Origin of the sequence: uncultured Anaerobiospirillum sp., from assembly GCF_902485895.1 — a bacterium.
GTDB lineage: Bacteria > Pseudomonadota > Gammaproteobacteria > Enterobacterales > Succinivibrionaceae > Anaerobiospirillum > Anaerobiospirillum succiniciproducens.
Genome location: NZ_CABTML010000007.1, coordinates 112,869 through 127,870, shown reverse-complemented (window position 1 = coordinate 127,870; position 15,002 = coordinate 112,869). Strand labels below are relative to the sequence as shown.

At 44.2% G+C, this 15,002-nt stretch carries 9 protein-coding genes; 1 reads left to right on the top strand and 8 read right to left on the bottom strand.

Features of this window, described 5'->3' with window-relative positions; genetic code table 11:
- Positions 1–117: 117 nt before the first annotated feature.
- Positions 118–1,602 carry a sigma-54 dependent transcriptional regulator gene (locus RDO37_RS00780; protein ID WP_303074007.1) on the top strand — a complete coding sequence of 495 codons (1,485 nt, stop codon included), beginning with the start codon at positions 118–120 and terminating at the stop codon, positions 1,600–1,602.
- A 151-nt stretch (positions 1,603–1,753) separates the two neighbouring features.
- Here RDO37_RS00780 and RDO37_RS00775 read toward each other — a convergent pair whose 3' ends face one another.
- The 8 genes from RDO37_RS00775 to RDO37_RS00740 all read right to left on the bottom strand — a co-directional run bounded on the left by RDO37_RS00775 (position 1,754) and on the right by RDO37_RS00740 (position 14,509).
- Positions 1,754–4,156 (bottom strand): ATP-binding protein, encoded by a 2,403-nt coding sequence (locus tag RDO37_RS00775; RefSeq protein ID WP_308497777.1) that lies wholly within the window; start codon positions 4,154–4,156, stop codon positions 1,754–1,756.
- A 454-nt stretch (positions 4,157–4,610) separates the two neighbouring features.
- Positions 4,611–5,279 (bottom strand): winged helix-turn-helix domain-containing protein, encoded by a 669-nt coding sequence (locus RDO37_RS00770; RefSeq protein WP_027940275.1) that lies wholly within the window; start codon positions 5,277–5,279, stop codon positions 4,611–4,613.
- Positions 5,280–6,229: 950 nt separating this feature from the next.
- On the bottom strand, positions 6,230–9,346 hold the full coding sequence (gene dctP, locus RDO37_RS00765) for a TRAP transporter substrate-binding protein DctP (protein WP_308497776.1): 3,117 nt from the start codon (positions 9,344–9,346) through the stop codon (positions 6,230–6,232).
- 616 nt (positions 9,347–9,962) lie between these two features.
- Positions 9,963–11,195 carry a DUF805 domain-containing protein gene (locus RDO37_RS00760; RefSeq protein ID WP_308497775.1) on the bottom strand — a complete coding sequence of 411 codons (1,233 nt, stop codon included), beginning with the start codon at positions 11,193–11,195 and terminating at the stop codon, positions 9,963–9,965.
- 248 nt (positions 11,196–11,443) lie between these two features.
- The gene (locus RDO37_RS00755; protein ID WP_308497774.1) at positions 11,444–12,049 is read right to left on the bottom strand and encodes a DUF805 domain-containing protein; all 606 of its coding nucleotides are present in this window, start codon (positions 12,047–12,049) and stop codon (positions 11,444–11,446) included.
- A 582-nt stretch (positions 12,050–12,631) separates the two neighbouring features.
- Positions 12,632–13,069 (bottom strand): DUF805 domain-containing protein, encoded by a 438-nt coding sequence (locus tag RDO37_RS00750; protein ID WP_308497773.1) that lies wholly within the window; start codon positions 13,067–13,069, stop codon positions 12,632–12,634.
- A 102-nt stretch (positions 13,070–13,171) separates the two neighbouring features.
- Positions 13,172–13,855 (bottom strand): DUF805 domain-containing protein, encoded by a 684-nt coding sequence (locus tag RDO37_RS00745; protein WP_027940302.1) that lies wholly within the window; start codon positions 13,853–13,855, stop codon positions 13,172–13,174.
- A gap of 123 nt (positions 13,856–13,978) precedes the next feature.
- Complete coding sequence (locus RDO37_RS00740) at positions 13,979–14,509, bottom strand: DUF805 domain-containing protein (RefSeq protein WP_308497772.1); 531 nt, start codon at positions 14,507–14,509, stop codon at positions 13,979–13,981.
- Positions 14,510–15,002: the final 493 nt, after the last annotated feature.

Genomic DNA, 15,002 nt, shown 5'->3' with positions numbered 1-15,002 from the left:
GACATAGAAACAAGGTTGGTTTAGCTAGTGAAGCTAGGTGATAAGTTTTAACCGAATTGCACAAAGGAGGGCGCTGCTCCAATGCATTAAGGCAGAGGTTAGTGCGTCGATTTTTTTATGAATTCAAGTCTAATTTTAGTAGTAGATGATGATAGTCAGTTACGTGAGGCTATTGTAGATACCCTCGAGCTTACTGGCTATGCATGTGTTGAGGCCTCTAATGGTGATGAGGCTCTGGATCTGCTCAATCGACGTATCGTGGATATGGTTATCTCTGACATTCAGATGGATGGCATGGATGGTCATACCTTGCTAAATTGCATTCGCGACAAGTACCCTCAGATTCCAGTACTTTTGATGACTGCGTATGCCAATATTGATGGCGCAGTTAAAGCCATGCGCGATGGTGCTATTCACTATCTGGCTAAGCCTTTTGCACCTGAGGTGCTCTTAAGCCAGGTCTCAAGATGTGTTCCAGTTAAGCGTATTACTAAGCGCGAGCCTATTTGGGCAGATGAGAGTACTGGTGAGTTATTACAATTAGCTCTTAAAGTTGCTGCCTCCGATGCTACCGTAATGATTACCGGCCCATCAGGTTCAGGTAAGGAAGTTTTATCTCGTTACGTGCACGACAACTCAGCTCGCTCTTCTGGTCCTTTTGTTGCCATTAACTGTGCAGCTATCCCTGACACCATGCTTGAGTCAACTCTCTTTGGTTATGAGAAGGGTGCTTTTACCGGCGCTATTCAAGCTTGTCCAGGTAAGTTTGAACAGGCTCAAGGCGGTACCATCTTATTAGATGAAATCACTGAGATGGATTTAAGCCTGCAGTCTAAGCTCTTACGTGTGCTGCAGGAAAAAGAGGTGGAGCGCTTAGGTGGTCGTAAGACTATTTCCTTAGATGTACGCGTTATTGCTACCTCTAACCGCGACTTAAAGCAGGCTGTACTCGAAAACAAGTTCCGTGAGGACTTATTCTACCGTTTAAACGTTTTCCCATTACGTTGGAAGCCTTTATGCCAACGTAGCAAGGACGTGCTGCCTTTAGCTCAGTTCTTCTTAAAGCGTCATGCTACCGAGAGCTCTAAAAACATTCCTGAGCTTTCTAAAGAGGCAATAGCACGTCTTGAGGCTTACCAATGGCCAGGTAACGTGCGTGAGCTAGAGAACGTTATGCAGCGTGCTCTGATTTTAGCTAGCGGCGGTGTGATCAAGCCTAGCGATCTTATCTTAGACGACGCCATTGGCTCTCAAGATCAGCAAAGATCTATGGCTGGTATCGCTCCAACTATTGCTCAAGAGCAAGTTCAAGAGGTAGTAGATGTTCCTCCACAGCCTCAAGCACCTGTAAGCATGGGCGATGATGATTTATTAAGCCAGCATGGTATGGCCAATAACTCCATGGACATGATTAGGAATCAAAGCATTCCTAAGTCATTAGGCGGCGAGCTTAAGCAGCAAGAGTTCCAAATCATCTTAGATGCTTTAGTAGAGTGCCGTGGCAATCGTCAGGCTGTATCTGAAAAGCTTGGCATCAGCCCAAGAACTTTACGTTACAAGATCGCTAAGATGCGTGATGAAGGTATGATCATTCCAGGCTAATAGCACGCAACCATACTTTAGCTAAAAGAAAAAAGCTCAGCATTTGCTGAGCTTTTTCGTTGGTGATCACTAGTTAAGGCCTGAGATGAAGAGATTTATTTCTATCTTTACTAGATCTCAGACCTAAACTTAATGAGATCATGACTTAAGTTTATTTAGATGGCTCTTCGCTTGGGCCTTTAGCCTTGCTAGTCCTAGTGCGGCTTTTGGTACTAGTGGTAGTTTTTCTAGTACGTGGTTTCTTTACAGCTGCACTGCTAGCTGATGCAGACTTAGTGGCCCGAGTGCTGACCTTCTTGTCAGCGGCTTTATGGCTGCTCTTTGAGGCAGTCGTGGATTCGCTTATCTTGCTTGCGTCTATCTCATAACTACTTGTGGTAGAGCTAAGGTTAGCTTTTAAATCACTATCAGCTAACTCATCATAAGCTTTAGAGGTAACTTCATTATGGCTTAAGGATGAGATATCTCTAGGCTCTGATAGTGCATCTGATATTTTGAGCAAGGCATCCTTACTTTGGATATCTACAAGGCTATTTGGGGCATGATTTTTCTTAGCAGCATCTAAATCATCATTCACGCTAAGCGTGGTATCAGGGGTTTCAAAAACAGCATTTAACTCATCACCATCAGCTACGATAGCACTTGTTTTACCATTTGATTCACTGCTTTGAGCAGCTGTAGCTTTATTCTTAGCTGCAAGCTCATCGGCGGCCATTGAGATCATGGCCTCTTTAGATAAGTTTTCGAGTTCTTGCTTTTTAAGGCGGAAGTTCTCTATAGCTTGCTCTGCAGTAATAGCATCGGAGATAGCCATCTCCTTTTCACTTTCTTTTAGGAGTTCTAATTGGCGACGTTCATTAGACTCTTTAAGCTCAGCTAACTTGTCCTTGTAGAAGGTGATAGTAAAGGTAGTTCCTTTACCAACTTCTGAGTTAATACGAATCTTACCTTGATGATAGAGTACCACACGCTTAACGATAGACAGGCCTAAGCCCGTGCCACCAGTTTGACGTGAGTGGGACTTATCTACGCGATAGAAGCGTTCAAAGATACGGTATTGCTCATCAGGCGCGATACCAATGCCGGTATCAGCAACAGTGATCAAATACTTATTGTTAGTAGTTTGCATGGAAACGGTGACGCTACCGTTTTCTTTGTTATAGCGAATACCATTGTCTGTGAGATTGTAGATAAGCTCGTAGATGTAACGGCTTACACCAATGAACTTAATATCAGCACCGGCAACACTCAGTGTAATACCATGCTCTTGAGCTTTTTCTTGTAAGTTATCAAATACCTCGCGACAAGTTTGATTAATGGAGATAGGCTCCATAATCGCAACTTGCCCTTCATCAAGCTGTGAGAGGAAAATGATGTCTTCAATTAAGGTCTTAAGGCGGCTGCTTTGCTTATTGATACGGGTGGCAAAGTGCTTAATATCACCTGCCTTAACAAAGCCATTGGCCATCATCTCTGAATAACCAATAATTGACTGCAATGGGGTCTTAAGCTCATGAGATACGTTAGCAGTGAACTCTTGACGTTGCTTTTCAGTACGCTTCTTATCGGTTATATCTAAAATTATGATCGCATAGCCAATGCAGATGCCGCTATCTTCAATGCGGCTAAAGCGCAGCTCATAATCTCTACCATCACGGACGATATTACGGGTCTGCTTTGGTTTCTCGCTTACCTGAGCCATCATATCTTTGAGGTACTCAAAGTTATCAATAGCCAAGTAGTTTTGATTGAGGCAGTCTTCTTTTGTAACCGCGAAGATCTTACGGGCAATCTTGTTAATGGAGATGATATTGCCATCTGCATTGAGCATGATTAAGCCATCAGACATACTCTTAGTAATGGCTTGGAATTCATTAGCACGCAAACGGAGCTCTTGATACTGCTCGTCGATCTTAAGCTGCTGTGAGGTAATACGTCTTATAAACGGACGCAGCTCGTTGTACACATTATCAATGCTATCTGAGTTAGGCTTGATGGTATTGAGGTTGATCTTATCAATAGGCTCAATGATGGAGCGAGACAGTAAGGTGGCAATGTAATAGCAGAACACGATCAAAATGCACAGCAGTATTGCTAAGAATGCCATAAAGTTAAGAGTGTACAGATAGACACTGTCACTTGAGAAAGACAGGCGTAGCACATAGCCATTCTTAAGATGAATAGCATGGTAGTAAGTCTGCTTCTTGAGCGTATTAGAATAGCGGCTTATAGTACTCTTGCCCTTGTGAATAGCATCATCTACCTCTGCACGGGTGCGGTGATTATCAAGAGTATTCTCATCAAAAGCACTGTCATAAAGTATGGTGCCATCTTGGGAAATGACAGAGATACGCATCCAGGAGTAAGTGTTATCTTTGAGAAAGTCGATACCATGCAGATCAATAGCATCGGCAATGACACTTCCAAAATTCTCAAGACGTGAGAGATCTTCTTGTGTCTTTAAGAACTGATGAATCAATACTGCTGCGATAGACAACACTGCCATCAGACCGATAGACAGTTGCAGACAGGCTTTAAAGATCTTCTTTCGCACAACTCTTTCCAACCATGGTAGGTACGTAAGTACTAGTATATAAGAGGTTAAGCTATCAAAAGTAGATAGCTAAGTGGCTATTAATTAACAAAAGAATTAACAGCACACATTGCTTTGTTAAGTCACGATCGTACTTAACAATGTATTGTTATACAAAAAATCGATTATATCCTTTGCCTTTAGAACAGGACTTAAGGCTTGTCGAACGGATAGATTCTTACACACGATCATTAAGAATTTGTTAAGCAAATGCGCGACAATTTTGACAGACAAATCCCATATATTTAGGCTTTAACCTAAAAATACTAGGAGCACTAAAACAAGCTAAATTAAAGATCGCGCAAAGTGTGTTTGGCTTTATAAGATACTGACAAAAAAGGCCATAAGATTAGCTCTCATGGCCTTTGTGAACAAAAGGAAATGTATGCTTAGGCCATCGGGGCCTTATAAACTCTTAGCTGCACTCGAGCTTGTAGCCTACGCCACGAACAGTCTTGATTAATGAGGCTGCATCGCCAAGCTTGGAGCGTAAAGTACGGATGTGAACGTCTACAGTTCTGTTCTCACCGTCGTAGTTGTGACCCCAAATGAGATCGAGGATTTGCTCACGGCTATAAACGCGACCTTGATGCTTGAGCAGTAAAGATAAAAGCTCGTACTCTTTGTAAGTAAGTTCAATAGAGCGATCGCCTTCTTTAACAGTATGGCTGCTTTCATCTAAGGTTAAGTTGGAGGCCTCAAGCACCTTTGGCTTTTCGCTCTTGTAGCGGCGTAATACAGCCTTGATACGAGCAACCATCTCCATCATGGAGAATGGCTTAGCAAGGTAATCATCAGCGCCTAAGTCTAAGGCACGAATCTTTTCGATTTCAGCGCCACGTGCAGTGGCCATGATCACTGGCAGATCGTTGGTGCGGGCGTTGCGCTTGAGGAGCTTTAACAATTCAACGCCATCATAATCTGGCAGCATTACATCAAGCATTACTAAAGATGGGCGTTCTGTTTCAAGAGCTTTTAAGAAGCTTTGGCCATCTTCAAAGCCTTTTGCTTCAAAGCCCATAGAGCTTAGAGTGTATAAAACAATCTCGCGAATGCTGTTGTCATCTTCTACGTAAAAGATCATAGGGTCCTCGATCAGACTTAAACTCAAGCTGAAGGGTAGTAGAACACCGTTAAGTGCTAATGGTTAGTGTTGCGTTACTCTATACTTGTTGTCAAGTTCAAAGGGTAAAATAAATTTCTTTGAACTTTCAATAGCTCACTTACATAAGTCTAAATCCATTGTAAAGCCTATCTAAACTCGTGCATAGCTTTAATCATTACTTGCTATGCAATGGCTTAAAAATGGTAGCTGATGGAGCAAGCGCAACTATAAAAGATGCATTGTGTAGATAACAGGCGAAGATAGCAAAGTAGGGAGGACGTTCTAAGCGGTGGTGCTTAAGGCTGTTAACTTTGCAAAGCTAGATCGCACACAAGCAACTACTTATGGAGAATTCTGTTTGTAGCTGTAAGATTAAAGACTTACTTAAAGTAATCTTCTCTGTACAGCAAGCATAAAAAAAGCAGCCAAACCAAAGAGAACCACCACAGGTGAGTAAGCTCATAAGAGCTTAGCTAATGTCTCTAAGGTCGGGCATACTTTTATTGTTGTTGTTTGAAGAGCATCTTAGTTGAGAATAGTTAAGCTTGCAGTCTTACAAAAGTTAAATCTAAGTTAAATCCCACAAATATCGCCAAAATTAGCATCCGAAATAGGTATCTTAGCCATAAAACCAGACTTTATAGATACCGCCTAGCCCCAAAAATCGCTCAAATAACCACAATCTTAATAATAGCTTTCATGAGCCAAACGATCAGTTAACCATTCATAAACCACTAAATTAACCACCCCTAGCATCCATACATGTAATACATGCAGAGCTTTGAAGACTGCAAGCCACATAGTTCAAGCGTGACTGCAGAGCCAAATAGTTCAAGGCCGCCTTGCTTTATCAGGCTTAAAAACGCAAAAACCCAGGATAAACCTGGGTTCTTGCTGCTAATAAATAGCGATTGATTTAGCTAGAAAGCTTATTCCTGATTTGGCTTGATGGTTGGGTAAGTAGTACCAACTAAGTCTTCTGGAGTTACACCCTCTGGAAGATTCTCAGGGATTGAGTCTGGCATGATGATGATTGGATCTGGTAAGTCATCCATGTTTGAAGCACCATCAGCACTTGGGGTGATTTCCATATACTCGTACTCGTCAGCACCTTCAACATACTCATAGCCATCAGCGTATGCATCTTGTGGAGCTACAGGAGCCTGCTCAACTGCTGCTGGCTCAGTAACAACAACTGCAGCCTCTGGAGCAACTGGGGCCTGCTCAACTGGAGCTGCAGGAGCAACTGCAGCTGGGGCAGCCTCTACAGGGGCTGGAGCAGCCTTAACTGCTGGAGCAGCTGGCTTGAGAGGAACAATGTTCATAAAGCCGTCCTGAACAGCTGCAGGAGCAACAGGAGCTACAGCAGCTGGAGCAGCCTCAGCAGGGGCAGCCTCTGGTGCTACAGGAGCAACTGGAGCTGGAGCGGCCTCAACAGGGGCAGCCTCAGGAGCTACAGGAGCAACTGGAGCTGGAGCAGCCTCAACAGGAGCGGCCTCAGGAGCTACAGGAGCAACTGGAGCTGGAGCAGCCTCAACAGGAGCGGCCTCAACAGGAGCAGCCTTAGCCTCTGGAGCAGGAACTACTTGCTGGTAGTGAACGTTGCCGTAGGTCTTGGTGTTTAAAGGCTGGATCTGAACTGGCTGTACTGGAACAACCTGAACTGCCTGGAACTGACCTGGTGCAACTTCGATGTACTGGATAGTAGCTTCACCAACTGGAACAAACTGCAGTGATGGCTGGAGGCCTACTGGAGCAACTGGAGCTGGGGCGGTCATAGCTGGATGACGAACTGGAGCCTGAGTTGCCTGCTTTTGGGATGGGTAGAAGCCCTTAACCTGTGGCTGATCGATAACAACTGGATCAAAGCCCTGAACAGTTGGGTGGTCCTCTAAGATTGGCTTGAAGCCAGAAACAGAAGGAACATCCTCATAGATTGGCTTAAAGCCCTTAACCTGTGGCTGATCCTTAGCAATTACTACGTTACGGTCCTTGGCAGCCTCAGCTGATACAGCCTTAACTACAGCCTCAGAAGCCTTTTGTACAGCCTCTACCTTAGCAGTGGTCTCTGGTAGTGCATCACCAGCAACAGCCAGTACAGCATCGGCAGCAGCTGCAGCTACAGTCTCAGCCTTAACTAATTCTTCAGCAACTGGCTCAGCAGTTTCCTTCTTGAGCTCTTCAGCGTATAACTCTGGCTGTGGAGCGGTCTCCATTGCCTTCTCTTGAGCAACAGCAGCTTCTACAGTAGCTACTTCAACCTCAACTACATTAGCCATGGCTACGAGATCAGCAACCACTGGGAGTTCAGCGTACAGTGAGAGAGGAACCTGAGTTGTAACTTCAGCAACTGGTGCTGCAGCTACTTGAGCAGCAGCTTGCTCTTGTGCAGCGGCCTTATCGAAAGCCTCAACAGCCTCATCATCGGTAGTCTCAACTTCTTCCTCAGCAACAGGTGCTGGGGCAGCCTGCTCTAAAGCTGGCTTAGCCTCAGGGGCAGGAGCTACTTGCTCAGCAACAGGTGCAGGAGCTGCCTGTTCAACAGCTGGCTTTGCCTCTGGGGCAGGAGCGGCTTGCTCAGCAGCAGGTGCTGGGGCAGCCTGTTCAACAGCTGGCTTAGCCTCTGGGGCAGGAGCGGCTTGCTCAGCAACAGGGGCTGGGGCAGCCTGCTCAACAGCTGGCTTAGCCTCAGGGGCAGGAGCTGCTTGCTCAGCAACAGGTGCTGGGGCAGCCTGCTCAACAGCAGGCTTTGCCTCAGGGGCCGGAGCTGCTTGCTCAGCAACAGGTGCTGGGGCAGCCTGCTCGGCTGCAGGTGCAGCTTGTTCAGCTTCTGGAGCTGGAGCTGCCTGCTCAGCGGCTACAGCGCCCTCAGGAAGGGTCTCGATCTTATCGCCTACAACATTACTAACTAATTCTGGAGCAGCCTCTAAGGACTTCTCGGCAGCCTCAACGGCAGTCTGCTCTACAACAGCGTCGATGGATACTGCGTCATTATCAGTATTGCCAAGCTTACCACGGTGGCTCAGGACAAAGTTTAAGGTGTCGGTACCAAACTTAGCAACGTAATCCTGGTAGATTGGGAATGCCTTCTGTTGGAAAGCAGCAAGCTGTTCTGGGGTTAAGAAGGTAATCTTTACGCCCTTGGACTCTAAGGTCTTGAGATAGAGCTTATTGAAGTTCTCAACCATGTTGGTCTGCCAAGCAATGGTTTCCTTAATAGCTTCATCAACAGCCTTCTGGTTAGCCTTACTCATCTTGCTCATGGTGTCTTTATTGGCAAGCCATACGTGGATGTCGTACATGCCATTCCACATGGTTACGTAAGGCTGGGTCTCGTATAACTTGGAGGTTAAGAACAGAGCTAAGTTGCTTTGCTGACCTTGGATCTGGCCTTTCTCTATAGCATAAGGAACTTCAGAGAAGCTCATGCTAACTGGTTCAGCACCAAGAGTCTTGAAAATGTTATGAGGTGCATTGAAAGGAGGTACACGGAACTTCATGCCTTCAAGATCAGATGGGGATGTAATTTCTTTTACATTGTTACTGATCTGACGAGCACCGGCAGAGTAGAGGCTCTTTAAAGAAATGTTGTGAGGATCTAACCATGACTGCATGGTGGTGAAAACTTCTTCGTCATTTACGAAGTAGTTGATCTGCTCATCGTTTTCAAAGAGGAAAGGAAGCCAGAAGGTGCCAAAACGGTTATCGAGGTTGTACAGATCGGTTGCAGATGCAATCTGAATATCGATGCTGCCGTTTGTTAGCATGTCCATGACGCGATCTTGTTGACCAGCAGCCAGACCATTGTTTGGATAGATGTCTGCAGTAACGCGATTGCCTGACTTCTGCTCAACGAGCTCCTTGAACTTGTTGGCACTTAAGTCAACATATGAACCAGCAGTGCGGGCGTGTGACAGACGAATGGTTACGGAGTAATCCGGCTCAGATAAGTTTGAAACTACAGTTGAAACAGCAGTTAAAACAATGCAAGCACCGAATACTGTTGTGAATTGTCCTTTCGGTGATGATACGACTTGTGAAAACATCAGACCCCTTCCTACATCTGAGCACTCATCAAAATCACTTAACTTCTATGTATATAAGTTGGTTTTGAGATGAGCTTATACTGAAAATCGGCAGCATTGGCGGTATGGCAACGGCCAGTGGCCGAATCAGTACCATTCCCCTAAGAATTCGTTTTACAACATTTATATGAGTACTTTTCTTTAAGGCTTGAGCGTAAAGAGATCTAATCAAAGCTCATAGATCATCTAGCCATTAGCTTTTATTGCGGTAGCTCAAGTGCAACTTCTGTCAGAAAAGGTTAACTCTGAATTTGTTGTAATAAACAATGATAACAAGTCTACATTTAGACCTATATCCTCATCATTCTAGCAAAGCTATAAAGCCACGTCAGACACGGCTTGATAAAAAGTGATCTCTGTTGTAAAGAAAGTTCTTGATCACTTCAATTTCAGCTTAGTTGATAGTGTTTTTGCGACTTTTGAATTAACTTGCACCCAAACTAAACATAAAAATTAACATTTGATCTCCACTATTTTGACTATAGCCTTCTGAGACAAAACAAAAACAGCCCCGTCTTTGTGGACAGGGCTGCTTTAGATAAAGATCGTAATAGTTTTAGTTTTTAGTCGCTAAGCTCTAGAAGCGATGATGCGAGTCGTTAGAGTTGTTTGAGTCATTATATGGATCGTTAAAGTTGGCATCAGCGTTGTTCTGATCGCCTCGGTAAACATCCTGATCATTGCGCGGATCATTAGCCGCAAAATTATCGTGCTCAGATCTATTAGGCTCACCATTATATGGGCTGTGTGGATCAAAACCTTGACCATTAGGATCGTAGCCTTGGCCATTTGGGTTAAAGCCATTTGGGTTAAAGCCTGGACCGCCCGGGCCGCCTTGACCATTAAATGGACCGTTAGGATCGTAGCCTTGGCCATTTGGGTTAAAGCCGTTTTGGTTAAAGCCTGGACCGCCCGGGCCGCCTTGACCATTAAATGGATCGTTAGGATCGTAGCCTTGGCCATTTGGGTTAAAGCCGTTTTGGTTAAAGCCTTGACCGCCAGGGCCGCCTTGGCCATTAAATGGACCGTTAGGATCATAGCCTTGGGCATTTGGGTTAAAGCCGTTTTGGTTAAAGCCTTGACCGCCTGGGCCTCCTTGGCCATTAAACGGGCTGTTAGGATCGTAGCCTTGGCCATTTGGGTTAAATCCGTTTGGGTTAAAACCTGAACCGCCAGGGCCGCCTTGAGGGCCTGGGCCATTAAATGGACCATTTGGACCATTTGGACCATAGCCGTTGAATGGGCCGTTTGGATTAAAGCCTGGGCCATTAGGGCCAAAGCCTTGTCCATTTGGATTAAAGGCAGGGCCATTGGCGTTAAATTGGCCGCCGTTATTGAAGTTGTAGTCTTGGTAGTTTTCCATTAAAGGATCAGGGCCAAAACGGTTTGGTCCTACGGTTCCTGGCTGGACTAGCAGCACGATCATGTAAATAAGGACAGCAATCCACCCTATGATCAATACCGCCGCGAGACCAACTGCGGATGCTTCAGTTTCAAAAGCATCGGAAAAAATAAGAGCAAGGAGCACCATTGCAAGGAGTGTGGCAAAAGGTATAACTGAATACCAGCCGCTCTTATTGGTGTCATGCAGTCGGCGGATAGTGACCATCCAAATTAGCCAAGAGATCGCAATTGAGGCAATAAGGTTGAGAATCTCTCCGATAGTGCTCAAATAAGTGAGGATGCTAAGAGGGATGTTCAATAAGATTGTGAACAGATAGAACCACCAAAACTCAGATCTTGATGCACGATCTTTCCAATTAAAAGGTTTTTCTACCATGCAAACCTTGATGGCACGCTGAAAATTCATAAACCAATCCTCAATGCTCTTGATTAGACTGTCAGTACATATCTGTTAGATAAATATGTGTAATGAGGCAGTAACTAAAGATCGTATCAAAAATCACCAAGCCATGCTCAAACTCATTGAGCAAAATCTAACACGACTCGCATCCATTACAAACAAAACAGCCCCACTATTAAATAGCGGGGCCGCTTTGTGACATTTATAAGCGTCTGGAGCAAGCTTAAAAATAAAGCTGCTTAGCAATATAACTATTACTGCTGATTGTTCTTGTCCTGAGGCTGAGCTTCACTTGTTGCAGTAGTTTCCTCATTAGCTGCACCAAGAGTCTCGTTAGCAGCAGGCTCTGACATGTTGTTGTCTGCTGGAGCGGACATATCATTAGCTGTAGTGGCTGACATATCAGGTGCATTGTATGCTGCAGTAGCAAGAGGATTTGGACCGTACTTGTTTGGACCTGGGGTGCCTGGCTGAACAAGTAAGAAGATCATATAGCCTGAGCCGCCTAAAGCAACAATGAATCCAAGAGCAAATAATAAGTCTGATCCACCCAAAACACCCATAACAATCATTATAATGCCAACTATAGATGCGCCTGCTGGTAATAAGAGCCAAAAGCCGCTCTTATCAATGTCGTGTAAACGACGGATAGCTGCAACAGTAGATAACCACCAAATGGCGATGTTAATTACTAAGGCAATGACTTGGCCGATAAGTGGAATGGCATTGAAAAGAGATGCGATGATGCCAATAGCGACGGTAGCTAAATAGAACCACCAAAATTCACTACGGCATGCACGATCTTGCCAGTTGAAACGCTTTTCTATAGCGCAAGTGATAAACGCCTGCTTGAAGTCCATTTAAAAATCCTTATGTTTTGCACTAAAAATCTAAGAACGGATACATTTTGTGAACAGATAACGTCTTCTTAGTGCTTATGATTGCATAAGAGCTAAGATCGTTCGTTAAATTTGCAGCAAATATAGCATGGCAATGTTAGATGATAATAATGTGCACTAGTATTGTGATATATCTCACATATAAATTTCATTCGCTTGTATAGATATGTTTATTTGGAACCATAGTTTTGAGTGTGCACCAAAAATAAGCATTTGTACCGTATACCTAGGTTGAATAGATCGTGGCTCAATACAGTATGGTTTTAGGATCTTGCCTTTGTTTAGTGATGTGATTTAGTGCTTTAGTTAGAAGGCTCTGCTACTAGTAGTTCTTAGGATTGTGAGCTTTGTAAGAGTGAGTTCGTCAAAGGTGTTTTGACTACACTTTGGCAGCTTTGAATAGAGGTGGTTTGAGCTTGCTCTGATGGATCGTGGGAATCGTAGATTTGTGGTGTTAGCTTGTGCGGTGGGGCACGGCAGCGATCTTAAAACTATGTAGATTAAGATGGTGGATGCTGCCGTGTTAGATGGAAGATGGTCTTATTAGGCCTTGCTTGGCAGTGGGGATGGTGGGCCAAAGAGATTGTCGCCTGCATCACCTTTAAGAACGCACAGAACAAGTACGTAAAGAGCGCCTAAGCCAGCAATGATCTCGCCTACAGTTACAGCTAGTGGCATTACGATGACGAAGCCTGCAAAAGAAACTAAAAGGCCAACGAGCATTGGGCCGATGTGCAAGCCTGAACGACCGGTGTCGTGAAGACGACGAACCATTACAGTGTAGTGACCTACGAATACAATGAAGTTAATGACAGAGTAAATAATGCCTAAGTACTGAATGGTGTTAAGTGGCAAAAAGACAACACGAACAGCAATAGCAAAAAGAGTAAACCACCAAAATTCAGCGCGTCCTGCGCGACCGCCTGTGATGAATAACTTGTCCTTAAGACAAACTTTGATGGCGGATATTAAGCCGTACATGATATCTCCTGTATTCAATATACAAATGTAGATCAGTAGCTTATAAAAGCTGCATTTAGATTGTATAGATTTAGCTGCAAATGTCTATGGTAGAGCTAGGGCCTATTTATTTTTGTTGCGATCGCGACGGGATGGCTTGTTGTTATCGCTCTTTGGGGTTGGAACACTAACGTATTTAGGTTCCTCTTCAACTTCTTTACCGGCAGCGATAGCCTCTTCTTTTTCTTGCTGCTTTTGTTTGTCGCGAGCAACACGAGCTTTAAACTTCGCCCATGGATCACCTAAATACTGAGGTACCTCCATGTGCACAGGATTAATGAAGTCTTGAGACTCTTTGCTTGTATCTAAAGGATCAGTGCCGTACTTGTTATTGCCTTTAGTACCAGGCTTGGCGCAGAGGAAGAGAATATAAAAGTAACTTAAAGTAATTACAGTGATAATGCCATCTAAGATCTTTGGTCCATACTCTGGCTGCAGCGCATTTAAAGGACCCCAAGAGATCAGATATACCAAGGTAAATAAATAAGGAACAGCTACGATCTTGCCAGCCATGTCAGTGTCATGGAGACGACGGATCGTGGCTGTGTATTGACAGGCAATAATGGCAATGATCGCTACTGCTTGCAGTAGTGAACCAATTGTTGGGATAGCATTGAGCTTAAAAGATACACCAATGAAGATCATGGTAGCTATATAGAAGTACCAGAACTCTGCACGGCTAGAACGACCGTAAAAACGTAGTCCTTTGGTTTTGAATCCAGCTATCAAGGCCTCTTTAATATTCACTAGTGGCTCCGCATATCTTGTAGTACTGATCTTTGATAAGTACAAATGTTTGTTGGTAAATTAGTGCTGTGACGATCTTACTTTCGCAAAGCAGTCTCACATAGCAATTTGTATAGTGAATGGCTACTTATCGTCTTTATCTTGAAATGATCCGCGTAGCTTGCGCTTGAAATCATCATTGAGCTTATCTGTCTCACTACTGCCAGTATCAAAAGGAAAGTCGTTCTTATGGTATGGGCCATCAGAATAATCATTCTCATTGTTTTGATTGTAAAAGCTATTAGATCCGTCATCTTGACCAAGAGGATCAGGGCCAAAACGATTGGTGCCATTAGTTCCTGGCAGAGCACAGATAAAGAGCAAAATTAACAAGCCAATAGTTGGGATGATGAGCAGTGCTAACCACCAAGCGCTCATATTGCGATCGTGAAGGCGACGAGCCATTAAGCAAATAGTAAAGAGAAAGATTACTACAGTACCCATCCAAGCGACTAAAGCACCGTAGCTGCCAAACATAGCGCCACCTCTGCCTAAAACGCCCATGACAATGACGCAAACAGGGTAAACAAACCAAAACTCAGAGCGTATGGCACGACCTTCCATAGAGATGCCTTTACTAAAAGCACGTGAAAAGGCTTCGTTAATACTGAGCATGACGCCTCCTAAATACAGCAAAGTAAGTTAATTATAAGGCAGAGCATGGCTAAAAGTAGGCTTTGTATAGACCACAGTGCTCACATAATTGTAAAAGACTTAATAGTTGCACTTAGTTTGGATAGATTTAGTTAAGGGGCAAGATGCAATCTTAAAGTTGCACTTAGCTTGGATAGATTTAGTTAAGGGGTAAGCTGCAATCTTAAAGTTTCACTTAGTTTGGATAGATTTAGTTAAGGGGCACGCTGCAATCGAGAGTAGGCAAATTTAGCAGCATACAAAAAGGCAAGACGTTTTATGGCGGTGTGGATTGACGATCTAACGCATGCATAGACTAAGCATACATGAAAGTCAGTGTCGCGAAATTGTCAGATCGTGGTGCTAACGCGGTATGAAAAGCTTGCTTAGGGTTGGAGTACTTGTCTTTGCAGATGAGCAAATGTGGTGGCGCTTAAGGCTTTTAGAAGTGATGATGTGGATTGGTAAGAAGATA